The sequence below is a fragment of the Cupriavidus sp. a3 genome (genome assembly GCF_051015765.1).
In the GTDB taxonomy this organism is placed as follows: Bacteria; Pseudomonadota; Gammaproteobacteria; order Burkholderiales; family Burkholderiaceae; genus Cupriavidus; species Cupriavidus oxalaticus_A.
The window spans coordinates 222,603-246,585 of sequence record NZ_CP170644.1 but is presented as its reverse complement, the minus strand read 5'-3'; the positions used below and the strand labels follow the sequence as shown (position 1 = coordinate 246,585).

The window sequence follows — 23,983 nt, the reverse complement described above, 5'->3', positions numbered from 1 at the left end:
CGCGCAACCGCGTCTTCTCCACAGGCAAAAAACCGCTGCATGACATCCTGCCCGGTTTGATGCCAGTCAATCCCCTTCTCGCAGTGTGTCCGCATCATCACTGCAAGCGCCTGGTGCCAGTTCGCGCCCCACAAGCACCGCGACAACAGCTTTCCACAACCCGCTGAACCACGGCACCATGAAAGCAAGAAAATGGCTTTACCCCGCATTCGCGGCACTGCCGCTCTCGCTCTGGCTGGGTCTTCCCCAGGCAGCCACCAACACCGCCAAGGCCGCACCGAAGGCTGAAGCAAAGGCTGACAGGAAGGCGGCTATCCCCACCCTCACCGCCGCCGAGTTCGATCATGCCAGGCAGATCTACTTCGAGCGCTGCGCCGGCTGCCACGGCGTGCTGCGCAAGGGCGCGACCGGCAAGCCGCTGACGCCCGACATCACCCGCGCGCGCGGCTCCGAATACCTGAAGACCTTCATCAAGTACGGCAGCCCGGCCGGCATGCCGAACTGGGGCACTTCCGGCGATCTCTCCGACCAGGAAGTCGACCTGATGGCCCGCTACATCCAGCTTGATCCGCCGACGCCGCCGGAGTTTTCACTGGCCGACATCGAGAAGAGCCGCAAGGACATCCTGCCCGTCGCGCAACGGCCGACGAAGAAGATGAACCAGTACAACCTGGACAACCTCTTCTCGGTCACGCTGCGCGACGCCGGCGAAGTCGCGCTGATCGACGGCGACAGCAAGCAGATCATCAACATCGTCAAGACCGGCTATGCGGTGCACATCTCGCGCATGTCAGCGTCGGGCCGCTACCTGTACGTGATCGGGCGCGATGCGCGGCTGGACCTGATCGACCTGTGGCTGCCCAAGCCCGACATCGTCGCCGAGGTCAAGATCGGCATGGAGGCGCGTTCGGTCGAGACCTCCAAGTACAAGGGCTATGAAGACAAGTACGCGGTGGCGGGCTCCTACTGGCCGCCGCAGTACGTGATCATGGAAGGCGATACGCTCAAGCCGCTGAAGGTCGTGTCCACGCGCGGCATGACCGTCGACAACGAATACCACCCCGAGCCGCGCGTTGCCTCGATCGTCGCCAGCCATTACCACCCCGAGTTCGTGATCAATGCCAAGGAGACCGGCAAGATCCTGATGGTCAACTACTCGGACCTGTCCAACCTGAAGACCACCACCATCGATTCGGCCAAGTTCCTGCATGACGGTGGCTTCGACTCCACCGGGCGCTACTTCCTGGTCGCGGCCAACGCATCCGACAAGATCGCCGTGGTCGACACCAAGGAAGACAAGCTCGCCGCACTGATCGAGGTGGGCAAGACCCCGCACCCGGGACGCGGCGCCAATTTCTCGCATCCGAAGTTCGGCCCGGTCTGGGCCACCAGCCACCTGGGCGACGAGACCATCAGCCTGATCGGCACCGATCCCGCCGGCCATCCGGCACAGGCCTGGAAGGTCGTGCAGACGCTCAAGGGCCAGGGCGGCGGCTCGCTGTTCATCAAGACGCATCCCAAGTCCTCGAACCTCTGGGTCGATACGCCGCTGAATCCCGATGCCAAGCTGAACCAGTCCGTGGCGGTGTTCGATACGCGCAACCTGGAAGACGGTTTCAAGGTGCTGCCGATCGCCGATTGGGCCGGCCTGAAGGGTGCGGGCGCCAAGCGCGTGGTGCAGGCCGAGTACAACAAGGCCGGCGACGAGGTCTGGTTCTCGGTCTGGGGCACCAAGGACGGCGAGTCCGCGCTGGTGGTGGTCGATGACAAGACCCGCACGCTCAAGACGGTGATCAAGGACAAGCGCCTGGTCACGCCAACCGGCAAGTTCAACGCCTACAACACACAACACGACGTCTACTAATACCCGCGGCACCGCACCGCTCTCTCGGTGCGGTGCCCGGTTCCATTCCCCCAACGGAGAAATCAAGATGAAGCACCCCGTTCACCTGACTGCGCACCTTCCTGCGCGCCTGCCCGCGCTGCTCGCAGCCGCCGCCTGTGTCCTGTCATTCGGCGCCGCCGTACCCGGCGTGGCCCATGCCAGCCAGCAGCTTGCTTCCAGCAAAGCTTGCCTGTCCTGCCACGGCGTCGACAAGAAGCTGATCGGACCGGCCTTCAAGGACGTCAAGGCCAAGTACGCAGGCAAGAAAGACGGGCAGCCGCATATGGTCCAGTCGATCCTGAAGGGCAGCAACGGCCAGTGGGGCGCGATGCCGATGCCGGCCAACGCGGTCAGCGAGGCCGAGGCCAATACGCTGGCCAAATGGATCCTGTCGCTCTGATACCCCGGGGGTGGCGTGGCGCCACGGTGACGGTTCTGGCCGCGGTGCTGCTGACCGCGCCGGCAGCGGCGTCAGCGCAGCCCACGCCCACCCGGCAGGCGCAACTGGCGCACTGGCTGCGCGACGACTGCGGCGCCTGTCACGGCATGACGCTGCGCGGCGGCCTGGGTCCGCCGCTGACGCGCGAGGCGCTGGCGGGCAAGCCGCCCGAGAGCCTCGTCGCCACCGTGCTGTACGGGCGGCCCGGCACCGCCATGCCGCCCTGGCAACCCTTCATGACGCAGGATGAAGCCCAATGGCTGATCGAACGACTCCGGGCCGGCACTCCGCCGACCGTCGTGCCCGTCACCACGGCGCCGGCACGATGATGCGCGGCCTGGCCGCTGCCTTAGCCTGCGCCGCGGCACTGTTGGCCGGCTGTGCCAGCGCGGTGCGCGGCACCGGCGATCTCGGCGTGGTGGTGGAACGTGCCGCCGGCCGGCTGCAGATCGTGGAAACCACCGGCATGACGCGGCTGGCCACGGTCGACGGGCTGGGCGACCTGTCGCACGCCAGCGTGGTGTTCTCGCGCGATGCGCGCTACGCCTACGTGTTCGGCCGCGACGGCGGGCTCACGCGCGTGGACCTGCTGGACGCGCGCATCACGCACCGCGTCCTGCAAGCCGGCAACAGCATCGGCGGCGCGATCTCGCAGGATGGCCGCGTAGTGGCCGCGCAGAACTACGCGCCGGGCGGGGTCCGGCTGTTCGATGCCCAGACCCTCGAACCGCTGGCCGACCTGCCGGCCATCGGCCAGGACGGGCGTCGCGCCAAGGTGGTGGGCCTGGCCGACCTGCCGGGCCGGCGCTTCGCCGCCAGCCTGTTCGAGTCCGGCGAGATCTGGATCATCGATGCCGCCGATCCGCGCCATCCGCAGGTGACGCGCCTGCCGGCCGGGCGCGAGCCGTACGACGGCCTGGTCACGCCCGATGGACGCTGGTACCTGGCCGGCCTGTTCGGCGAGGACGGGCTGGCGCTGGTCGACCTGTGGCAAACGCCACCGCAGGCACGCCGCGTCCTGTCGGGCTACGGGCGCGGCAGCCAGCCGCTGCCGGTCTACAAGATGCCGCACCTGCGCGGCTGGGCGATGGCGCAGGGCCAGGCATGGCTGCCGGCCATCGGCCGCCACGAAGTGCTGGTGGCGGATCCGGCGCGCGGCTGGCAGCAGACCGCGCGCGTGGCGCTGGCCGGCCAGCCGGTGTTTGTGATGGCACGCCCGGACGGCCGGCAGGTGTGGGTCAACTTCGCCTTCCCGCACAACGACACGGTGCAGGTCATCGACACCGCCACGCGCGAGGTGATTCGCACCCTGCGGCCCTGCGGCGGAGTCCTGCACATGGAATTCACGCCCAAGGGAGAGGCGCTGTGGCTGTCCTGCCGCGACGACAACCGCGTCGAGGTCTATGACACCGCCAGCCTGGCACGCATCGCCACGCTGCCGGCCGACAACCCCAGCGGCATCTTCTTCACCGCGCGGGCACAGCGCTTCGGCATGTAGGCGGCGCCATGTTCGACGAATTCACCCTGTACGACACGCTGCAGCACGACTTTCCGCTGCAGCCTCGCCCCTACCAGGCGCTCGCGCAAGGGCTGGGCCTGTGCGAGCACACGCTGCTGTCGCTGCTGGCGCGCGATCTGGGCGCGGGCCGGATCAGCCGCGTCGGCGCCGTGTTCGCGCCCAATGTGATCGGCGTCAGCACGCTGGCCGCGCTGAGCGTGCCGACAGCGCAGCTGGATCGCGTGGCCGCGCGCGTCAGCACCTGCGCGTCGGTCAGCCACAACTACGCGCGCAGCGGCCACGCCTACAATCTGTGGTTTGTCGCGGGCGCGCGCGAGCGCGGCACGCTGGATCGCACGCTGGCGGCGATTGCCGACATGGCGGGGCAGGTGCCACTGGACCTGCCGATGGCACGCGAGTACCACATCGACCTGGGTTTTGCGCTCGGTACTGGCAATCGCCGCCAGCGCCGAGTCGCGGCCCCCGTGCTGCCTGTCACGCTGGATGCGGATGACTGGCGCCTGGTGGCGGCGCTCGAGGCGGGCCTGCCGCTGACGCCGCGCCCGTTCCATGATCTGGCGCTGCGCACGCGGCTGCCGATGCCGCGGGTGCTGGAGCGGATTGCGCAATGGTCGGCGCAGGGCGTGATCCGGCGGCTCGGCGTAGTCCTGCGCCACGGCCGCTTCGGCTACCGCCACAACGCCATGTGCGTATGGGACGTGCCGGACGCCCGCGTCGACGCGATCGGCCTGCGCCTGGCACGCCAGCCGCGCGTGACGCTGTGCTACCGGCGCGAGCGGCGCCTGCCGGCGTGGCCCTTCAACCTGTTCGCGATGATCCATGCGCGCGATGCGCACGACCTGCGGCCGGCACTCGACGACATCCGCGCCACCGTGGGGATGGACCAGACCCCCGGCGCGGTGCTGGTCGGCACCCGTTGCTACAAGCAGCGCGGCACGCGCTACGCCACGCAGGAGGCGGCGCGAGCATGACAGCCGATGCCTCCGGTGCCGCGCTTCCCGACTCCTTCGACACCATCGACACCATCGTCGCCACCGACCGCCGCATCATCAACGCGCTGCAGCGGGGCCTGCCGCTGGTGCCCCGGCCTTATGCCGAGGCAGCCGCCTCGCTTGGCATCGCGGAGGACGAACTGCTGGCGCGGCTGCGCCGGCTGCTCGACCATGGCGTGCTGACGCGCTTCGGCCCGCTCTACCAGATCGAGCGCGCGGGCGGCCGCTTCGTGCTGTGCGCCTGCCACGCACCGGAACAGCGGCTCGACGCGGTGGCCGCCGCGATCAATGCCTTCCCCGAGGTCGCGCACCACTACCAGCGCACCCACCACCTGAACCTGTGGTTCGTGCTGGCGGTCGCGCGGGCCGAGGACGTGGCCCCGGCGCTCGCGCGCATCGCCGCCGCGGCAGGCGTCGAGATCCTGCCGTTTCCCAAGGAGCGCGAATTCTTCGTTAACCTCTACCTTCCCGCATGATGTCCGCCGACGCCCACGATACCATCGACCTTGCCCTGATCCGCGCCACCCAGGCCGGCCTGCCGCTGGAGCCGGCGCCGTTCGCAGCGGTCGCCGCCATGCTGGGCCTCGAAGAAGCCGAAGTCATCGCCCGGCTGGCGGCGATGCAGACGCGCGGCATGCTCCGCCGCATCGGCGCGGTGCCCAACCACTACCGGCTGGGCTGGCGCGCCAACGCCATGACGGTGTGGGACGTGGACGATGCCGGCGTCGATGCGCTCGGCGAACGCGTCGGTGCGCTGCCCTTCGTCAGCCACTGCTACCTGCGCCCGCGCCGCTTGCCGCACTGGCCCTACAACCTGTTCGCGATGGTCCACGCGCACACGCGCGCCGACGCGGCGCCGCAGATAGCCCGCATCGCGGCACTGCTGGGCGACGCATGCCGCGCGCATGACGTGCTGTGGTCCACCCGCATCCTGAAGAAAACCGGCCTGCGCCTGCCGCCGGCGGGCGCTGCCCCACAGGAGCCACGCTGATGTTCCGCCTGTCCCGATTCATGGAAGCCCTGCGCGATGCCGGTCCGGTGCCGCATGCCCGCAAGGCCGCCGGGCCGGTCGTGATCTGGAACCTGATCCGCCGCTGCAACCTCAACTGCCGCCATTGCTATGCCACCTCGGCCGATACCGACTTCAAGGGCGAGCTGGATACCGCCGAGGCGCTGCGCGTGCTGGCGCAATTGCGCGATGCGCGCGTGCCCGCGTTGATCCTGTCCGGTGGCGAGCCGCTGCTGCGGCCGGACCTGTATGACATTGCCGCGCATGCGCGCGCGCTCGGCTTCCACCTGTCGCTGTCGTCCAACGGCACGCTGCTCGATGCCGGCCACGCTGCACGGCTGGCCGCGGCGGGCTTCGACTATGTCGGCGTCAGCCTGGACGGGCTGCCCGCCACGCACGACCGCTTCCGCCGCAGCGACGGCGCCTTCGCGCAGGCGCTGGCGGGCCTGCGCGTGGCGCGCGCCGCCGGCCTGCGCGTCGGCGTGCGCATGACGCTGACCGAGGCCAACGCCGCGCAACTGCCCGACATGGTCGCGCTGGCCGAACGCGAAGGCATCGACAAGTTTTACCTGTCCCACTTCAACTACGCGGGCCGCGCGCGCAGCCATCGCGCCGAGGACGCGCGGCATGCGCTCACGCGCGCCGCGCTGGACTGGCTGTTCGACCATGTCTGGCAGCGCACGCGCGCGGGCCATGCCGGCGACTTCGTCACCGGCAACAACGATGCCGACGGGGTCTACCTGCTGCACTGGATCGCGCAGCGCTTCCCGCACCGCGTCGCCGACATGCGCCAGCGGCTGGAACAGTGGGGCGGCAATGCGACCGGCGTGGGTGTCGCCAATATCGACAACCTCGGCAATGTGCATCCCGACACGATGTGGTGGCATGTCACGCTGGGCAACGTGCGCGAACGGCCTTTTGGCGAGATCTGGGCAAGCCGCGCCGATCCGCTGATGGCGGGGCTGGCCAGCCGGCCGCGCCCGTTGCAGGGACGCTGCGCTGACTGCGCGCACCGTGCCATCTGCAACGGCAATACGCGAGTGCGCGCGCTCGCACTGACCGGCAACGCGTGGGCGGAAGATCCGGGCTGCTACCTCAGCGACACCGAAATCGCCACCTCCCCCCAAGCGGAGGTGGCGGCATGACACGCCTTGCCCGATGGCTCATGTCCATGGCGCTCGCTTGCGGGATGCAATCCGCGCTCGCGCACGATCCTGCCGCGCTCTATGGCCAGCACTGCGCCACTTGCCACGGCGCCGACCGCCTCGGCGGCATGGGCCCCGCGCTGCTGCCGGAAAGCCTGGAGCGGCTGCGCCCCAGCGAACTCGACACCGTGCTGCGCGACGGCCGCGCCGCGACGCAGATGCCGGCCTTCGGCGCCACGCTGCCGGCGCCCGAACTGCAGGCCCTGGCGCGCTGGCTGCGCATGGCACCGGCCGCCGCGCCGCAATGGAGCGCCGGCGCGATCCGGGCCAGCCACGTGGTCATGCATGCACCCGGCGCGCTGCCTGCGCGTCCCGTGTTCAGCGCCGATCCGCAGAACCTGTTCGTGGTGGTCGAGGCAGGCAGCCATCACATGACCGTGCTCGACGGCGACAGGCTGGCACCGATCCATCGCTTTGCCACGCGCTTCGCCTTGCACGGCGGCCCGAAGTTCAGCCGCGATGGCCGCTATGTCTACATGGCAAGCCGCGACGGCTGGGTCAGCAAGTACGACCTGTGGAACCTGGCCTATGTCGCCGAGATCCGCGTCGGCATCAACACGCGCAACGTTGCCGTCAGCGACGACGGGCACTGGGTGCTGGCCGGCAATACGCTGCCGCGCACGCTGGTGCTGCTGCGCGCCGACGACCTGTCGCTGGAGCGGGTGATCGACGTCAAGGGCCTCAGTGGCGACGTTTCGCGGGTATCGGCGGTTTACGACGCGGCGCCTCGCCACAGCTTTATCGCGGCGCTGAAGGACATTGCCGAGGTCTGGGAGATCCCGTATGCCGACGCCGCCGGCGAGCCCCTGGCGTCGCTGGCGCCGCGTGCGATCGTGCTGGACGATGTGCTCCACGACTTCTTCTTCGACCGGCCTTACCGGCATATCCTCGGCGCATCGCGCGGCGGCGGCGGCCAGGTGATCGACCTCGACCAGGGCCGCAAGGTGGCCTCGCTGGCGCTCGGCGGCATGCCCCACCTCGGCAGCGGCATCACGTGGGAACGGGGCGGCCATGCAGTGATGGCGTCGCCCGACCTCGGGCAGGGGCGCATCCCGGTGATCGACATGCAGGACTGGAAAACTGTCGCCGCCATCCCGACCAACGGCCCCGGCTTCTTCCTTCGCAGCCACGAGAACAGCCGCTACGCCTGGGCGGACGCAATGATGAGCCCGCGGCGCGACACGCTGCAGGTGATCGACAAGCAGACCCTGCAAGTCGCCGGCAGCGTCACGCCCAGCCCCGGCCGCACCGCCGCGCATGTTGAATTCACGCGCGACGGGCGCTATGCGCTGGTCAGCCTGATGGAGCGCGACGGCGCGATCGTGGTCTACGACGCCGCCACGCTGCGGGAAGTGAAGCGCATCCCGATGGACAAGCCCATCGGCAAATACAACGTCTTCAACAAGACCACGCGCTCGGCCGGCACCAGTCATTGACGCCATGCCGCCACGCACGCAGGAGTCACTCGCATGAACTCTCCCCTCAAGCCCGGCAAGGTCTGGCTGGTCGGCGCCGGCCCCGGCAGCCCCGACCTGGTCACGGTGCGCGCGGTGCGCGCGCTCGGCTCCGCCGACGTATGGCTGGTCGATGACCTGGTCTCGCCGGAGATGTCCTGCTATGCCCGGCCCGGCACGCATGTCGAGTGGGTCGGCAAGCGTGGCGGCCGCTGCTCGGTCACCCAGGCGCGCATCCAGCAGCTGACGCTGCAGCATGCGCTGGCCGGCCGCACCGTGGCGCGCGTCAAGGGCGGCGATCCGCTGCTGTTCGGCCGCGGCGGCGAAGAAGCCGCCTTCCTGCGCGCGCACGGCGTGCCGGTGGAAGTGGTCAACGGCATCAGCAGCGGCGTGGCGGCGGCGCAGGCGCTGGGCATCGCGCTGACCCACCGCGCCCACTGCCACGGCGTGACCTTCGTCACCGGGCACACCAGCGAACACGGCTCGCCGGACTGGGACGCGCTGGTGCGCGGCGGCACCACGCTGGTCATCTACATGGGCATGAGCCGGCTCGCGGCGATACGCGACGGGCTGCTGGCGGCCGGCATGCGCGCGGGCATGCCGGCGGCGGTGGTGATGCATGCCGGCGCCACGGAAGAGCGTTCGTGGACCGGCACGGTGCAAACGCTGGCCGATGCATTGACTGCCGGGCTAGCCAGCCCGGCGGTGGTGCTGGTGGGCGGCGTGGTGGCAGAGGCGATGCCGCCGGCGATGGCGCTCTCCTTCGTCGCGCCGCTGGAGTAGCATGGTGCCGCGCGGCCGGCCCGGGTTGCGCCACACCAACAGGCACAACTATGCTGATCAAGGCTCTCACCGCATTCCTATTGATGGCGCTTTGTGTATCGATCCACGCGATCGGCATCCTGGCGGCGTTTCACTGGCTCAAGTGGCGGATCCCGTCGGGGCCGCGCTACTTCTGGCGCGCCACGCATGCGCTGATCAGCCTGGCGGCGTGCACGATCCTGCTGCACCTGCTGCAGATCACGGCATGGGGCCTGTTCTACTACTGGCGCGCGGGGATGCCCGACCTGCATACGGCCCTGTACTTCAGCGCCGTGACCTACACCACCACGGGCTATGGCGACGTGGTGCTGCCGCAGGAATGGCGCCTGGTGGGCAGCGTGGAAGCGCTGACCGGCATCCTGATGTGCGGCCTGTCGACCGGCTTGTATTTCGCGTTCTTTTCCAGGGTGGTGAGCAAGGTGCTGCGCGACCGGAAAGACGAAGGCCCCGCGCAAGGCGGGGCCGCATAGTGCTGACAGCGCCAAAAGCTGCCAGTGTTGTCTCCCCTCTCCCGCACGCGGGAGAGGGGAGCAAGCCGTTGGCTTAGCGAGCCGCCGCGGCAGTCAGCCAGCCTTCTTCGGTGCTCGCGGCCGCGACCTGGCTGGCGATCGAATTGCCCAGGCGCGTGGCATCGGCGGAGATCGAGTCGCGCGTCATTTCCGTGGCGCCGTGCACGCCGGCGCCACCGGCTGCCGCCATCGCCACATGCCCGGCAGCGGCACCGATGCCGGCGGTTTCCGCGACGCCCGGGACATGGCCCGAATCAGCGCTGGCCACAAAGCTCTGCAGCGGGATCGGCGCGCCGTTGGCGGGCTTGTACGAGATGCGCACATCGGCGCCGACTTCGCTCTTGCCCGCACCCAGGCCGATCAGCAGGCGGCGGCGGCCGCTGCCTTCATCGATCTTGCGGAAATCGCCCTCGACGATCAGCGCGCTGGCACCAGCCGGCGCCGGCGCATCGGAACGCACCGCGTTCAGGCCCATGCCGCGCAGCTCGCGCACGATCTCGTTGGCGACCTGCTCGCGCGCTTCGGCGGCGGTCTGGCCTTGCGCGCTCGCCGACGAGCCGCCGGTGGCCATCATCCTGACCTTCTGCGCCAGGCCGCCGTCAAGCTTCACCTGCCCGGCATCGGCGTCGAACGCGTGGACGTAGATCACGTCGGCGTGCACGGCCTGCATCAGGCCCACCTGGTTGATGCCGGTGACACCGGCGTTGGCGCAGCCGGCGCCGAGCATGGCGGTGGCGGCGAGTGCGGCGATGGTCAGGCGCTTGGTTTGCTTGGCGATGGTCTGGAGAGCGTTGCGCATATCGTTTCCTTTGGGTTGGCGAGTGGTGCCGTCAGTGGTCTGTAAAAGCTGTCACCGACATCGTTGCATCAGGGATCGCAAACCATCGGGAGCTTCTTGCCGCGTTGCCTGCTTCGGGTGTTGCCGAGTGTGTTGCCGTTCGGCATCGCGGTGACGGAAGTATGGGAAAAACCCGCGCGCAGCGCCATCTGGGAATTATTTCGCGCCATGTCACGGCGCGGCGGGGTGCGGCGAGGTGCTGCGCTACGCCGCCGGTGCCTGCAGCGGCAGCGCCACCACCGCTTCGAGCCCGCCGCCATCGCGCGGGCGGAACTGCAGCGAGCCGCCGTGCAGCCGCGCAATGCGCTCGACGATGGCCAGCCCGAGCCCGGTGCCGCCCGCGTGGCCGCGCGCGTTGGCGCCGCGGCTGAAGGGCGCCTTGAGCTGCTCCAGCTCGTGCGCGGCGATACCGGTGCCGCGATCGCCGACCGCCACGTAGGCACACGCGGCATCGCGCCACGTGCGCACGCTGAAGCCAGACTTGCCGTAGACGACAGCGTTCTGCATCAGGTTCATCAGCAGCCGCATCAGGCTGACCGGGCGATAGGGAACCGGCGGCAATTGCGCCAGCGACAGCTCGAATTCATGGCCCAGGCCGGCGAAGTCGGCGGCCAGTTGCGACACCAGCGCATTGACATCGCCGGGCTGCGGCTGCTCTTTCTCGCCACTGCCGGCGTAGTCCATGAACTGCTGCAGGATCGTCTCGATGTGGTCCAGGTAGCCCTCGGCCGAGGCCACGAAGGCGTCGTCGGCACCGCGCGGGATCGACATGGCCATCGCCAGGCGCAGCTTGGTCAGCGGCGTGCGGATGTCATGCGAGACTCCCGCCAGCATCAGTGCCCGCGTCTGCTCGGCCTGCTGCAACGCCTGCGTCATCTGGTTGAAGGCGCCGCTGACCTGGGCGATCTCGGTCGGACCGTCGGTCGGCAGCGGCGGCGGCGTCGAGCCCGCGCAGATGTCCTGCGCGGCACGCGCAAGGTCCTGCAGCGGCCGGTTCAGGTGGCGCTGGATCAGGTAGCCGGTCAAGGCCGCCAGCAGCGCCAGCGCGGTCGACAGCGCCAGCGCCGTGGCAATGCCGCCGGCGCGCACGTCCTCGCTGATCGGCAGGCCGATCCAGCGGGGCTCGCCGCCCACATGCATGCGGATCCAGAGTTGCTCGGCCTCGCCGGCCTGCCATCGCACCGGCATGTCGGCGGGCAGGTGGCGCCGCAACGCCTCCATGAAGACATCGCGTTGCCAGGTGCGCAGCAGGTGCTGCAGATCGGCCGCGGGTTTCGCCGCGGCGTGCTCGGGCTCTTGCGCCTGCGCGCCCATGCGCGTGGCCGCGGCTCCGCTGGGGTCAAGCGGCATTGCCGCCACCACGCGGTCGAGCGTGCGCACGTAGTCGGCAAAGACGATGGCGGCGCGCTCGATGCGCGGGCGCTGCACGTAATGCATCAGCACCGTCAGCGAGCACGCCTGGGTGATGGCCACCAGCGCTACCAGCAGCAGGATATTGCGCGCCAGCAGCGAGCGCGGCAGCAGGCGCCTGAGCATGGGCGACGAACGGTTCACGAATCCACGCCGGCGACCAGCATGTAGCCGACCCCCCACACGGTCTTGATAAAGCGCGGCTTGGACGGGTCGTCTTCGACGATCTGGCGCAGCCGCAGGATCTGCACGTCGATGCTGCGGTCGAGCGCATCATGGTCGCGCCCGCGCGCCCGCGCCAGCAGGTTCTCGCGGCTGACCGCGCGGTTCGGCGACGATCCCAGCGCGTGCAGCAGCAGCATCTGCGCCGAATGCACTTCGACCGGCTCGCCGCCGCGCAGCAGCGTCTGCTTGCCGACATCGAAGGTGAAGTCGCCGAAGCGCAGCCTCTGCGTGGTCACGGTGGGATCGCCGGCCGACATCTTCTGCCGGCGCAGCAGCGCGCGGATGCGCGCCACCAGCTCGTCGGGTACGAAGGGCTTGGCGAGGTAGTCGTCGGCGCCGGTTTCCAGCCCCGCCACGCGGTCCATCGGGTCGCCCTTGGCCGTCAGCATCAGGATCGGCAGCGTGTGGCCCTCTGCCCGAAGGCGCTTGCAGATGGTGAGGCCGTCCTCGGGCTCCATCATCAGGTCGAGCACCAGCAGGTCGTGCGGCTCGCGCTGCAGGTACTTGTCCAGCTGCTTGCCGTCGGCCACCGCGCGCACGCGGAAGCCGTGCCCGGTCAGGAAGCGCTGCAGCATGTTGCGCAGCTCGGCTTCGTCGTCGAGCACGACAATCCTGTTCACCTGTTCCATCACGGGTCTCCGGCGATGCGGCCCTTTGTGCATAGGCGCCTGCAGAAACAATACACAACACAAGCACAGCAATCATCTTCTTCATGTGGGGCGCGGTAGGCCCGCCGGTCATTTACCGGCGCTTTGCGATGGGATACCGAAGGGAAAACCGCCTCGCTGTGCTCAGACCAAGTGTGCGGGCACCCACGCGCCGCCGGCCCAGTGGCCGGGGATCATGACGGGCGGGCGGGTCACGTAGACAGCGCGCGGCGCGACATAGACGGTGCGCGGCACCGGTGCGGCAACCACCACGCGCACCGGAGGCGGCGGCGGGGCAACCACGACCTTGGCGGGCGGCGGCACGTACACCGTGGCGGGCGCAGGGGCCGGCACGTAGACAGGCGCCGGCGGAGGCGGCGTGACCACCACCGGCGGCGTGCTGACCGCCACGGTCGTACCCACCGTGCCGACGGCAGCCACAGTGCCGACCGCTCCGACCGTGGTGACGGTCGTGCCGCCGGTCGTCACCGCCGCGCCGTGGACCACGGTAGTGCCGCCGCCGGTGGTCACCACGCCGGGCGCCACGCTGGTGGCGCTGCCCGAGTGCACGACCGTGCCGCCCTGCGTGCCGGTCACGGTGCCGGAGCGGTAGCAGGTCGAGCCGGCGCAGCTGGTCGAAGCGGCGTGCCCGTAGGTATTGCCGTTTGCGCCAGTGACGGTGCCCGACGACGAATACTGGCCCACGCCTTCGCGGGTCACGCTGCCGGAAGTGGTGGCGGTCTGGCCGTTGGGGCCGGTCAGGTCGCCGCTGTGCGAGCAGGTGCCCCCGGCGCAACTGGTGCTGCCGTCGTGCTGCACCGAGCGCCCGTTGGAGCCGACGGCGGTGCCGCTGTTGCTGAACTGGCCCGGCGCCGTGCGCGTGACGGTGCCGGTATTGGTGGCCAGGCCGCCATGCGGGCCCTCGATGCCGCCGGCGTGCGAGCAGCTGCCGCCACCGCAGGCGCCGATATGCCCGCTCTCGAACGTGCCGCGCGGCGTATAGGCCATGCTGTGTCCGCCGAATGCAGCGAAGGCGGGCGTGCTCGCCAGGATCACCAGCGCGCCACTGGCGATACCGAGCACGCGGGGCAGGTGCAGGGGCAGGTGCAAGGAAGAGGCAAGATTGCTGAGGCGTTTCGTCATGGCAGGTCCTTCCGGTTCGTTTCTTGCCGCGCTCCGTGGCGCGGCGACGGTCGAACTATAGGAAAGGGACGGCGGCTTTTCGCGGTGGAAAAAATGTCGCGCTGTTGCACCGCCCGCGGCCCGCCGGGCATGACATACGGCGAAATAATTGCTGGATGGCGCCGCACGGGTCCAGCCACTACATTTGCCTCACCGACGCAGCAAGCAGCAACCCGCAAGCCAAGCGTCCCACCTCACCGCACTGGACCTGACATGCACAATCTCGGCAGATTCACCCTCTACGTCACGGCGTTTATCGTGGCAGTCTCTCTGGTCGAAGCCTTCGTCCTGGCACGCAAGGCGAATCGCCAGGGCAAGGCCTACCCCTGGCATGAAGTCACCCTGTCGCTGGCCGACCTGGTTGGCCGCAAGCTGCTGGCGCTGCTGCCCCTGTCGCTGGCCGCCCCCGTGTTTGCGTTTGCCTGGCAGCACCGCCTCTTCACGGTCGAGATCAACAGCGCGCTCGCAGTGCTGCTGCTCTTCCTCGGACAAGAGTTCTGCTACTACTGGTACCACCGCGCCTCGCACCGCATCCGCTTCTTCTGGGCGACGCACGCGGTCCACCACTCGCCGAACGAACTGACGCTGGGCACCGCCTATCGCCTCGGCTGGACCGGCAAGATCACCGGCACCGCCATCTTCTTCGCGCCGCTGGTCTTCCTGGGCGTTCGTCCTGAAGTGGTACTGGCCACGGTGAGCCTGAACCTGCTGTACCAGTTCTGGCTGCACACCACCTGGATTCCCAAGCTGGGCTGGCTCGAGTACGTGTTCAACACCCCGTCGGCGCACCGCGTGCACCATGCCTCGAACATCGACTACCTCGATGCCAACTACGGCGGCGTGCTGATCATCTTCGACCGCCTGTTCGGCACCTATGTGGAAGAGCGTGCAGCAGAGCCCTGCCGCTACGGCCTGGTCCACCCGACCACCACGCATAACCCGCTGGTCAACCAGTTCGAGCACTGGATCGGCCTGGGCAAGGACATGCTCAACGCTGGCAGCCTGCTGAAAGCGATTGGCTATCTGGTGATGCCCCCCGGATGGACCCCGGATGGGTCGGGCCAGACCACGGAGAGCCTGCGGCTGCAGGCGCAGGCTGAGCGGGCGGTGGCAATAGAAGTCAGGTAAGACCTGCGGAATGCAGGGTTGGAAAGCGCGGCAAGTGCCGCGCTCTATTTTTTCTTCCGACAACGCCCCGCGCGGCACCGGTTTTGGCCGTTCAGTACGGCAACCCCACATAGTTCTCCGCCAGCACCCGGCACGCCGCTTCCGAACCCACCAGGTAATCGAGCTCGGCCCGCTGCATGCGCAGCGCAAACGGATCCGCAGCCGGGAAGCGATGCATCAGCGAAGTCAGCCACCATGAAAAGCGCTCGGCCTTCCAGATGCGGCGCAGGCAGCGCGCCGAATAGGCATCCAGCTCGCGCTTGTCGTCATGCCGGTAGGCGGCGACCAGTCCATCGGCCAGGGTCAGCACGTCGCTGGCGGCCAGGTTCAGCCCCTTGGCGCCGGTGGGCGGCACGATATGCGCGGCATCGCCGGCCAGGAACAGGTTGCCGAAGCGCATCGGCTCGCACACAAAGCTGCGCAGCGGCGCGATGCTTTTCTCGATGCTCGGGCCCGTCACCAGCGACTGCGCCGACTGCGGATCGAGGCGGCAACGCAGTTCGTCCCAGAAGCGTTCATCGGACCAGTCCTCCACGCGCTCGCTCGACGGCACCTGTACGTAGTAGCGGCTGCGCGTGCGCGAGCGCATGCTGCACAGCGCAAAGCCGCGTTCGTGGCTGGCATAGATCAGTTCCTCCGCCACCGGCGGCGTGTCCGAGAGGATGCCAAGCCAGCCGAACGGATAGACGCGCTCGAACAGCTGCGTGGCGGTAAGCGGCACGCTCTGGCGGCTGACGCCATGAAAGCCGTCGCAGCCGGCGATGTAGTCGCAGTGGATCTCGTGCGCCACGCCGCCCTTGCGGTAACGGACCACCGGCCTGGCGCCATCGAAATCATGAAGGCTGACATCCTGCGCCTCGTAGACCGTGGTGATGCCCGCTTCCTGCCGTGCCGCCATCAGGTCGCGCGTGACCTCGGTCTGGCCGTAGACGGTCACGCTGCGGCCGACCAGCGCATGCAGGTCGATCCGATGCCGCTGGCCATCGAACGACAGCTCGATGCCGTCGTGCACCAGGCCTTCCTCATGCAGCCGCGCCGCCACGCCCGCGCGCTCCAGCGCATCGACGGTCACACTCTCGAGGATGCCGGCGCGGATGCGCCCCAGCACGTATTCCGGGCTGCGTTGCTCGACGATGATGTTGTCGATGCCCGCCTTGGTAAGCAACTGCCCGAGCAGCAGGCCGGCGGGACCGGCGCCGATGATGGCAACCTGGGTGCGCATGTCTTGTCTCCTTGTACATATCGATCTACCGGCGCTAACAATAGTCGGCGGAGGCCCGCTACGGAATGGACAGACCGAACCGATGACAGGACAATCGGAACATTGCTGGTAAACACTGACGCCCCCCGTGAAACCTGTCCCGACCTACTCCCTGTATGGCGTGAATTCGTCCGAGCCGCTGTCTGACCAGCTGCATTTCGAGTCCATCGCCGCGCGCAGCCGCCTGCACGGGTGGGAGATCAAGCCCCACCGGCATGAACGCTTCCTGCAAATTCTGTACATCCACGCGGGTGGCGGGGAAGCCCTGCTCGAGGAACGCCGCGAGCCGTTGCGCGGCGGCTCGCTGGTGACGATGCCGCCGCGGCACATCCACGGCTTCGTGTTTACGCCGGACACTGACGGCATGGTTGTCACCATGACCGACAGCCACCTGCGCACGCTGCTGGCGGGTGTGCCGGATGCGCTGCCGCTGTTCGACCACCCGCGCCACGACCGCGTGCGGCGCGGGCACGCGCTGGCGGATGCGCTGGCGCTGTTTCGTGGGGAGATGGAAGCGGTGTCCGCCTGGCGCGGGGCGTCGCTGTCGGCGCTGCTGACGCTGGTGCTGATCGGCATTGCGCGGCTGGGCAATGCCGATCAGCCGGCCGCCGCGCGCAGCAGCAGCCGACCGGCGCGGCACTTCCAGCACTTCCAGCAACTGCTGGAATCGGACTACCGCGAGCAGAAGGAGATCGGCCACTATGCCGGCACCATCGGCATCACGCCTACACAGCTCAACCGCGTGTGCCGCCAGGCCTCAGGGCAGTCAGCGCTGCAGATGATCCACGCGCGCGTGCTCGCCGAAGCGCAGCGCGACCTGCTCTTCAGCGACCTGGAGATCAAGCACATCGCACTGTCGCTCGGGTTTTCCGATGCGGCGTACTTCTCGCGCTTCTTCGCGCGGCAGGTGGGCCAGGCGCCCACGGAGTTCCGGCAATCGGGGCGGGCGCGGCTGCCGGCGTTCGCGGTGCGCTGACGGATCAGGCGGGCTGGTCCATCGCGGCGAAGATTTCCTCGGCCATGTGGAAGGCCGAATTCGCCGCCGGCACGCCGCAATAGATCGCCGTCTGCAACAGCACTTCCTTGATCTCGTCGCGCGTCACGCCATTGTTGGCGGCGGCGCGCAGATGGAGCTTCAGTTCATCCGTGCGGTTCAGCGCCACCATCATGGCGATGGTCAGCAGGCTGCGCGTATGGCGCGGCAGGCCTTCGCGCGTCCAGATCTCGCCCCAGGCGTAGCGTGTGATCAGGTTCTGGAATTCTTCGTTGAGCGGCGTCAGCCGCGCCAGCGAGCGATCGACATGCGCGCTGCCGAGCACCTCGCGCCGCACCGAGAGGCCGGCGTCGTAGCGCGCGTGGTCGTCGGTCACGAGCAGGCGGCCGCGCACGAAATCGATCAGTGCGGCAGTGAAGCGGCCCGGCTGCTCGAAGCTGGAGATATGCGCGGCAGGCAGTTCGATGAAACGCGCGCCGGGAATCGCATCGGCCAGCGCGCGGCCCTCCTGCGCGGTGGTCGACGGGTCCTGGCTGCCGGCGACAACCAGCACCGGCACCGGGATCGACGGCACCGTCTCGCGGAAGTCGGCGTCGCGCACCGCCGCGCAGCTGGCCGCATAGCCGCGTGGATCGAGTCCTGCCAGCACGCTGCGCAGGCCGTCCAGCGCTCGGTCGGCCGTGGCGGCAAACCCGGGGGTGAACCAGCGCTCGACCGAAGGCGCGACCATCACGCTCATGCCGTCGCGCAGCACGGTGTCGATGCGAGTGTTCCATCCCTCCGCGTTGCCGATCTTTGCGGCGGTATTGGCCAGCACGATGCGGGAAAAGCGCTCGGGCGCATGGATGCCGAGCCACATCCCGGTCAGGCCGCCCATCGACAGGCCACAGAATACGGCCTGGCCGATGCCCAATGCATCCAGGATGGCGATCACGTCCTGGCCGAGTTGTTCAACCGTGAAGGCATCGCCGGGTGCGGTCGAGCGGCCATGGCCGCGCGTGTCGTAGCGCACCACGCGAAAGCGCCCGGCCAGCGCGGCGGCCTGTGGCTCCCACATGGTGTGGTCGGTGCCGAGCGAGTTGGAGAAGATGATGGCCGGCGCGGCCTCGGGGCCGTCGACGGTGTAGAAGAGCCGGGCACCGGCGTGATCGAGATAGGGCAATGCAGTCTCCTGAGAATCCGTGGCCAGTCAGCGTGCGGCACGTCCGGCAAGCGCGGATTGCCACGCCTGCACCGCGGCATCCGCAAAAGCCGATGACTGGCCCGCGTAGTTGGCGGGGTTGGCAAGGCGGTCGAGCGTGGCGTCGTCGAGCAAGCCCGCATGGGCGGGTTCCTCCTGCAGCGTGCGGGCCAGCGCATCGCGCAGGCTGGTGCCGTCGGCCACTGCGCGGCGCGAGGCGCGCTCCACCAGATGGTGCGCCTGCAGGCGTCCGATCCTGCCGCCGAGTTCCAGCATCGCGGCCTCGCCGAGTATCAACCCATGCGTGAGATCGAGATTGCCACGCATGCGCGCCGCATCGACCTGCAGCCCCGCCACCACCTCGCCGATCTGGCGCAGCGCGCCCGCGGCCAGCGTGACGATCTGCGGCAGCGTGTCCCATTCCGCCTGCCAGCCACCAAGCGCGCGCTCGTGTTCCTGCACCATGCCCGACAGCATGGTGGCCACCAGCGGCGGCACGCGCACCGATGCCGTCAGCACCGCCGCGCAGCCGACCGGATTGCGCTTGTGCGGCATGGTGCTGGAACCGCCGCGGCCGGGCCCGGTGGGCTCGGCCACTTCCGCCACCTCGGTCTGCATCAGCAACGAGATGTCGCGCGCCATCTTGCCGAGCGTGCCGGTCAGCATGCCAAGCGTGGCGGCCACTTCGACCATGCGGTCGCGATGCGCATGCCATGGCAGCACGGGTGCGACCAGGCCCAGCTCGCGGGCCAGTGCGGCAGCTACGCCGGGCGCGGCGTCGCCAAGGCTGGCGAGCGTGCCCGCGGCGCCGCCGAACTGCAGCGCGCGGGCCTGCGCGCGTGCCGCATCAAGGCGGGCGAGGTCGCGGCGCAGCGCGTCGAGCCAGCCGGCGGTCTTGCAGCCAAAGGTGGTGGGCAGTGCATGCTGGAGCCAGGTGCGTGCCACCATCGGCGTGGCGCGGTGCGCGCTGGCCAGCGCGGCGCAGGATTCGCCCAGGCGTATCAGGTCGGCATCGAGTACGCGCAGCGCGTCGCCCAGCTGGAGGACGAGCGCGGTGTCGATGATGTCCTGGCTGGTGGCGCCCCAGTGCACGAAGCGCGCCGCATCGGCATCGCGCGCAGCCACGGCGGTGGTCAGCTGTTTGACAAACGGAATGGCCAGATTGCCGGCGGCGACCGCGGCCTGCGCCAGCGCATCGCGGTCGATGGCGCCGACGTCGCTGCAGACTTCGGTGATGACGGTCGCGGCAGCGGCCGGGATCACGCCGCATTGCGCTTCGGCGCGCGCGAGCGCGGCCTCGACGGCAAGCATGCGTTGCACGGTGCCGGCGTCGGAGAAGATGTCCAGCACCGCGGGGCTGCCGAACATGGGATCGGTAAGACGCGTGACGGTTGGCATGGGGGCGATCGGTAGGGGTCGTGGCGATGACGACCACCTGATTATGCTTTGTCGCCGGCGGCCCGGGAGATTCCCCGGCCGCCGGCGCGGCGTGTCAGATATCGAAGAACACCGTCTCGCCCGGGCCTTGCAGCACGATATCCCAGCGCAGCGTGCCATTGCCGGCATCGTTGCCAACCAGCGTGCCGCGCCGCTCGGCCGGCACCAGCGCCAGCACCGGATCGGCCCCATTGGCCGCGGCCTCGTCCGGAAAGTACATGCGCGTGGCAACGTGCTTGACCAGCCCGCGCATGAACACCGACACCATGATGTGCGGCGCCTGCGGCCGGCCGTCGGCACCGGGCACGGCGCCCGGCTTGACGGTGACGAAGCGGAACGACCCGTCAGCCTCGGTCGGCACGCGGCCGAAGCCGGTAAAGCCTGGCACCAGAGGCAGCTCGCGCGTGTCTTCGGCGTGGCGGTAGCGGCCGGCGGGATTGGCCTGCCAGATCTCGACCATGCCGTCGGGCACGGGCTCGCGGTTGCCGTCGGTGACGCGGCCTTCGATCACGATGCGCTGGCCGGCCAGTGCCGGTGCGCTGGCGGTCAGGTCGGCGCAGTTCAGCCCGCTCAGGCCGATATGGAGGTAAGGGCCGACGGTCTGGGATGCGGTGGCGTAAAGCATGGTCTTACTCCATCGGCGTGGCATCGCGGCCACGCAGCACGATATCGAAACGGTAGCCGAGCGCGTATTCGGGCTGGGTGGTCTCCCAGTCGAGGCTGGCGATGAGCCGGTCGCGCGCCTTCTCGTCCGGCACGCAGTTGAAGATCGGGTCGAACGGCAGCAACGGATCGCCGGGGAAGTACATCTGCGTCACCAGCCGCGTGGCGTAGGCATTGCCAAACAACGAGAAGTGGATATGCTGCGGCCGCCAGGCATTGTGGTGGTTGCGCCAGGGATAGGCGCCGGGCCTGATGGTCTTGAACCGGTAGTGCCCGTTGGCGTCGGTGACGGTGCGGCCCTCTCCGGAGAAATGCGGGTCCAGCGGCGCGTCGTGCTGGTCGCGCTTGTGCACGTAGCGGCCGGCCGCGTTTGCCTGCCACACCTCGATCAGCGCGTTCGGCACCGGCCGGCCATTCTCGTCCAGCACGCGGCCGGTCACGAGGATGCGCTCGCCGATGGGCTCGCCGCCGTTGCCGACGGTGAGGTCGTTATCGCCTTCGCGGACGAACTCGGCGCCGAAGGTGGGACCGGTCACTTCGGACAGCGACTGCGGCAGCGCAATCAGCGGCTGGCCCGGCGAGCGCTTGTGCGTGGAAGCGTAGGGGTCGAAGCGGTATTCGGGCTGGGTGTCCCAGTAGGGACGTCGATACTGGGCAAGGCGGGTCATTGCGCAGTCTCCTTGTCGTTGGAATGGTATGACTTTAAGCAACACATAAAGTCATGTAAATTGAGATTTCCAAGAATTACGATAACTTTTCAGCATGAAAACCCCCGCCCCACCCGCGCTCGAAATCTTCCGCAACCGCGTGCGGCTGCGGCATCTCTACTGCTTCGTGGCGGTGTCGCAGACCCAGCACCTGGGCCGCGCCGCTGATCGCCTGGGGCTGACGCAGCCAGCCGTGTCCAAGACCCTGAGCGAGCTGGAGGAGCTGACCGGCACGCGCCTGCTGGTGCGCCAGCGCGCGGGCACGGAACTGACCACCGCCGGCACGCGCTTCCTGCGCCACGCGCTGCGCATCCTCGCCGATATCGATGCGGCGGCCGACAGCATGGCCGGCGAGCAGGCGCAGCCACAGGAGCGCATCCGGCTGGGCGCGCTGCCCAGCGTCGTGCCGGCGGTGCTGACCGATGCCTTGCTGCGCTTCCGCGCCGCGCACCCCGAGGTCGGGCTTGCCGTCCAGACCGGCATGAACCGCAGCCTGATCGACCAGCTCAAGGCCGATGTGCTGGATCTGGTCATTGGCCGGATGGATGACCCGGTTGCCATGGAAAGCCTGTGGTTCGAATCGCTGGGCCCGGACTCGCTGGCGCTGGCGGTGCGTTCCGCGCACCCTCTTGCCGCCGTATCGCGGCCGACCTTGCTTGACGTGCTGGCATGGCCGCTGGTGATCCCGGCAGCGGGCTCGATCCCCCGCCACAACACCGAAAGCCTGCTCGCCCGCCACGGCCTGCCCCTGCCGGGCGGATGCGTGGAAACATCGGACGCCTACCTCGGACGGCTGCTGGCCCGCCACAGCGACTGCGTGTGGGCGGCGCCGCTGTCTGCCGCGCAGCGCGCGGTGGCCGAGGATGAACTGGTCCTGCTGCCGCTCGATACGCAGGGCACGGAGGAACCGATCGGCCTGCTACGGCACGGCGACCGCACCCTCAGCCCGATGGCCGAAGCGCTGGCTGACTGCATCCGCGCCGCGGCCCGGCCGCTTGCGGCTCAGTGATGCTCAGGACTGCTCAGTGAGGCTCAGTGAGCTGCCACGCCGGCGCTGCCCTCGGCGTCGGCACCCGGGGCATGACTGCCGCTGAAATGCTTGACCACCAGCGCACCGGCAGCCAGGAATGCCGGCACGGCAAGCAGCGTAAAGATGGTGTCGAAGCCCAGATGCAGCCGCAGCAGTTCGGCACCGAGCAAGGCCCCGGTGATGCCGCCGAAGCGGCCGATGCCAAGCATCCACGCCACCCCGGTGGCACGGCCCTGCGTCGGGTAGAACGCCGCGGCCAGCGACGGCATCGACGACTGCGCGCCGTTCATGGCGGTGCCGGCGAGAAAGATCAGCACGCCAAGCAGCACCTGGCTGCCAGTGCCGTGCCCCACGGCGTAGATCAGCACGCCGGTGGCGGCGTAGGTGATGGCGATCACCTTGTTGGGGTTGAAGCGGTCCATGAACCACCCGGCCGCGATGGTGCCGATGCCGCCGCCGAGCGGGAACAGCGCTGTCAGGAATGACGCGTGCTGGATCGAGAAGCCGGCGTCCTTCATCAGCGTGGGCATCCAGCTCGTCAGCAGGTAGAAGATGACCAGGCCCATGAAGTAGGTGCACCACAGCATCGCCGAACCCAGGCGATAGCCCGGCGCCAGCACGGTGCCGATGGCGGAGCGGGTCGCGGGCGCCTGCTCGCCGATGACGAAGGCGTTCGCTGCCCCCACGTCCGCGCCGGTCACGCGCCGCAGCAGCTGGCGGATCTGGTCGGCCGGATAGTTGCGCAACACCATGTAGCGCACCGACTCGGGCAGCAGCACCACCAGCAGCAGCGCCAGCGCAAGCGGCACGATGCCGCCAAGCAGCAGCACGCTGTGCCAGCCGAAATGCGGGATCATCGCGGCGGCGACAAAGCCGCCGGCCGCGGAGCCGAGCGGAAAGCCGCAGAACATAGTGTTCACCAGCACGGCCCGGCGGCGTTGCGGCGCGAACTCGGCGGTCAGCGTCACGGCATTGGGCATGGCGGCGCCCAGACCCAGGCCGGTCAGGAAGCGCAGCACCGTCAGCCAGCCCAGCGTGGGCGCAAAGGCCGTGGCCAGGCTGCAGGCGCCAAAGAAGAAGACCGACAGCACCAGCACCTTCTTGCGGCCGATGCGATCAGCCAGCGGGCCAGCAAAGATCGCGCCGAAGGCGAGGCCGAACAGCGCCGCGCTCATGACGGGCCCGAGGGCCGATTTCTCGATCCCCCAGTCCTGCACCAGCGCCGGCGCGATATACCCGATGGCGGCGGTATCGAAGCCGTCGACGGCAACCACCAGGAAGCAAAGCACAAGGATCAGCCACTGGTAAGCAGTGAATCGCTGTCCGTCGATCAGGGCCTGGACGTCCGCGACGCCAGCCTTGGTTTGGAGGGATTGGGGCACTATTGTCTCCGTCTGCCTTGGAAATC

At 68.9% G+C, this 23,983-nt stretch carries 24 protein-coding genes; 14 read left to right on the top strand and 10 right to left on the bottom strand.

The window, feature by feature from the left end:
• Positions 1–178: 178 nt before the first annotated feature.
• The 11 genes from ACAD63_RS23110 (at position 179) to ACAD63_RS23060 (ending at position 9,795) form a co-directional block, all read left to right on the top strand.
• Positions 179–1,864 carry a nitrite reductase gene (locus ACAD63_RS23110; protein ID WP_133095921.1) on the top strand — a complete coding sequence of 562 codons (1,686 nt, stop codon included), beginning with the start codon at positions 179–181 and terminating at the stop codon, positions 1,862–1,864.
• Between the two features lie 67 nt (positions 1,865–1,931).
• Positions 1,932–2,285, top strand: a complete 354-nt coding sequence (locus tag ACAD63_RS23105) for a c-type cytochrome (RefSeq protein ID WP_133095922.1) — start codon at positions 1,932–1,934, stop codon at positions 2,283–2,285.
• Positions 2,267–2,653 carry a c-type cytochrome gene (locus ACAD63_RS23100; RefSeq protein ID WP_133095923.1) on the top strand — a complete coding sequence of 129 codons (387 nt, stop codon included), beginning with the start codon at positions 2,267–2,269 and terminating at the stop codon, positions 2,651–2,653. Before ACAD63_RS23105 ends, ACAD63_RS23100 begins: the two co-directional genes overlap by 19 nt.
• Positions 2,581–3,822 carry a cytochrome D1 domain-containing protein gene (locus ACAD63_RS23095; RefSeq protein WP_371704616.1) on the top strand — a complete coding sequence of 414 codons (1,242 nt, stop codon included), beginning with the start codon at positions 2,581–2,583 and terminating at the stop codon, positions 3,820–3,822. Before ACAD63_RS23100 ends, ACAD63_RS23095 begins: the two co-directional genes overlap by 73 nt.
• 8 nt (positions 3,823–3,830) lie before the next feature.
• Positions 3,831–4,814 carry a siroheme decarboxylase subunit beta gene (gene ahbB / locus ACAD63_RS23090; protein ID WP_133095924.1) on the top strand — a complete coding sequence of 328 codons (984 nt, stop codon included), beginning with the start codon at positions 3,831–3,833 and terminating at the stop codon, positions 4,812–4,814.
• The gene (locus ACAD63_RS23085; RefSeq protein ID WP_434034408.1) at positions 4,811–5,311 is read left to right on the top strand and encodes an Lrp/AsnC family transcriptional regulator; all 501 of its coding nucleotides are present in this window, start codon (positions 4,811–4,813) and stop codon (positions 5,309–5,311) included. The genes ahbB (ACAD63_RS23090) and ACAD63_RS23085 overlap by 4 nt, the downstream gene beginning before the upstream one ends.
• Positions 5,311–5,826, top strand: coding sequence for a siroheme decarboxylase subunit beta (gene ahbB / locus ACAD63_RS23080; protein WP_195430417.1), 516 nt, complete (start codon positions 5,311–5,313; stop codon positions 5,824–5,826). Before ACAD63_RS23085 ends, ahbB (ACAD63_RS23080) begins: the two co-directional genes overlap by 1 nt.
• Entirely contained in the window at positions 5,826–6,989 is a 1,164-nt protein-coding gene (gene nirJ, locus ACAD63_RS23075) for a heme d1 biosynthesis radical SAM protein NirJ (protein ID WP_434034407.1), read from the top strand. Before ahbB (ACAD63_RS23080) ends, nirJ begins: the two co-directional genes overlap by 1 nt.
• Positions 6,986–8,485 (top strand): cytochrome D1 domain-containing protein, encoded by a 1,500-nt coding sequence (locus tag ACAD63_RS23070; RefSeq protein ID WP_434034406.1) that lies wholly within the window; start codon positions 6,986–6,988, stop codon positions 8,483–8,485. The genes nirJ and ACAD63_RS23070 overlap by 4 nt, the downstream gene beginning before the upstream one ends.
• Positions 8,486–8,518: 33 nt before the next feature.
• Positions 8,519–9,286 carry a uroporphyrinogen-III C-methyltransferase gene (gene cobA / locus ACAD63_RS23065; RefSeq protein WP_135703202.1) on the top strand — a complete coding sequence of 256 codons (768 nt, stop codon included), beginning with the start codon at positions 8,519–8,521 and terminating at the stop codon, positions 9,284–9,286.
• Positions 9,287–9,336: 50 nt separating this feature from the next.
• A complete protein-coding gene (locus ACAD63_RS23060) occupies positions 9,337–9,795 on the top strand; it encodes a potassium channel family protein (RefSeq protein WP_218959655.1) in 459 nt (152 codons plus the stop codon).
• A 73-nt stretch (positions 9,796–9,868) separates the two neighbouring features.
• Here ACAD63_RS23060 and ACAD63_RS23055 read toward each other — a convergent pair whose 3' ends face one another.
• From ACAD63_RS23055 to ACAD63_RS23040, 4 genes are all read right to left on the bottom strand, one after another.
• On the bottom strand, positions 9,869–10,633 hold the full coding sequence (locus tag ACAD63_RS23055; protein ID WP_133095929.1) for a DUF4410 domain-containing protein: 765 nt from the start codon (positions 10,631–10,633) through the stop codon (positions 9,869–9,871).
• 243 nt (positions 10,634–10,876) lie between these two features.
• Positions 10,877–12,208, bottom strand: a complete 1,332-nt coding sequence (locus ACAD63_RS23050; RefSeq protein ID WP_133096045.1) for an ATP-binding protein — start codon at positions 12,206–12,208, stop codon at positions 10,877–10,879.
• A 14-nt stretch (positions 12,209–12,222) separates the two neighbouring features.
• Positions 12,223–12,936, bottom strand: coding sequence for a response regulator (locus tag ACAD63_RS23045; protein ID WP_133095930.1), 714 nt, complete (start codon positions 12,934–12,936; stop codon positions 12,223–12,225).
• A 162-nt stretch (positions 12,937–13,098) separates the two neighbouring features.
• Positions 13,099–14,097 (bottom strand): hypothetical protein, encoded by a 999-nt coding sequence (locus ACAD63_RS23040; protein WP_195430065.1) that lies wholly within the window; start codon positions 14,095–14,097, stop codon positions 13,099–13,101.
• A 252-nt stretch (positions 14,098–14,349) separates the two neighbouring features.
• On the opposite strand from ACAD63_RS23040, the gene ACAD63_RS23035 reads away from it, so the two are divergent.
• Positions 14,350–15,264 carry a sterol desaturase family protein gene (locus ACAD63_RS23035; RefSeq protein WP_135703205.1) on the top strand — a complete coding sequence of 305 codons (915 nt, stop codon included), beginning with the start codon at positions 14,350–14,352 and terminating at the stop codon, positions 15,262–15,264.
• A gap of 91 nt (positions 15,265–15,355) precedes the next feature.
• Here the strand turns inward: ACAD63_RS23035 and pobA are convergent, their stop codons facing one another.
• Positions 15,356–16,525: a 4-hydroxybenzoate 3-monooxygenase gene (pobA, locus tag ACAD63_RS23030; RefSeq protein ID WP_195430084.1), complete on the bottom strand. Its 1,170-nt coding sequence runs from the start codon at positions 16,523–16,525 to the stop codon at positions 15,356–15,358.
• 127 nt (positions 16,526–16,652) lie between these two features.
• On the opposite strand from pobA, the gene ACAD63_RS23025 reads away from it, so the two are divergent.
• A complete protein-coding gene (locus ACAD63_RS23025) occupies positions 16,653–17,540 on the top strand; it encodes a helix-turn-helix domain-containing protein (RefSeq protein ID WP_133095934.1) in 888 nt (295 codons plus the stop codon).
• A gap of 4 nt (positions 17,541–17,544) precedes the next feature.
• Here the strand turns inward: ACAD63_RS23025 and pcaD are convergent, their stop codons facing one another.
• The 4 genes from pcaD to pcaH form a co-directional block, all read right to left on the bottom strand.
• The gene (gene pcaD, locus ACAD63_RS23020) at positions 17,545–18,720 is read right to left on the bottom strand and encodes a 3-oxoadipate enol-lactonase (protein ID WP_434034405.1); all 1,176 of its coding nucleotides are present in this window, start codon (positions 18,718–18,720) and stop codon (positions 17,545–17,547) included.
• A gap of 27 nt (positions 18,721–18,747) precedes the next feature.
• Positions 18,748–20,136 carry a 3-carboxy-cis,cis-muconate cycloisomerase gene (locus ACAD63_RS23015; protein WP_434034404.1) on the bottom strand — a complete coding sequence of 463 codons (1,389 nt, stop codon included), beginning with the start codon at positions 20,134–20,136 and terminating at the stop codon, positions 18,748–18,750.
• Between the two features lie 94 nt (positions 20,137–20,230).
• Complete coding sequence (gene pcaG / locus ACAD63_RS23010; protein ID WP_434034403.1) at positions 20,231–20,800, bottom strand: protocatechuate 3,4-dioxygenase subunit alpha; 570 nt, start codon at positions 20,798–20,800, stop codon at positions 20,231–20,233.
• Between the two features lie 4 nt (positions 20,801–20,804).
• Entirely contained in the window at positions 20,805–21,506 is a 702-nt protein-coding gene (pcaH, locus tag ACAD63_RS23005) for a protocatechuate 3,4-dioxygenase subunit beta (RefSeq protein WP_434034402.1), read from the bottom strand.
• Between the two features lie 94 nt (positions 21,507–21,600).
• On the opposite strand from pcaH, the gene ACAD63_RS23000 reads away from it, so the two are divergent.
• Complete coding sequence (locus tag ACAD63_RS23000; RefSeq protein WP_195430114.1) at positions 21,601–22,554, top strand: LysR substrate-binding domain-containing protein; 954 nt, start codon at positions 21,601–21,603, stop codon at positions 22,552–22,554.
• Between the two features lie 23 nt (positions 22,555–22,577).
• Here the strand turns inward: ACAD63_RS23000 and ACAD63_RS22995 are convergent, their stop codons facing one another.
• Positions 22,578–23,957, bottom strand: coding sequence for an MFS transporter (locus tag ACAD63_RS22995; protein ID WP_133095940.1), 1,380 nt, complete (start codon positions 23,955–23,957; stop codon positions 22,578–22,580).
• Positions 23,958–23,983: the final 26 nt, after the last annotated feature.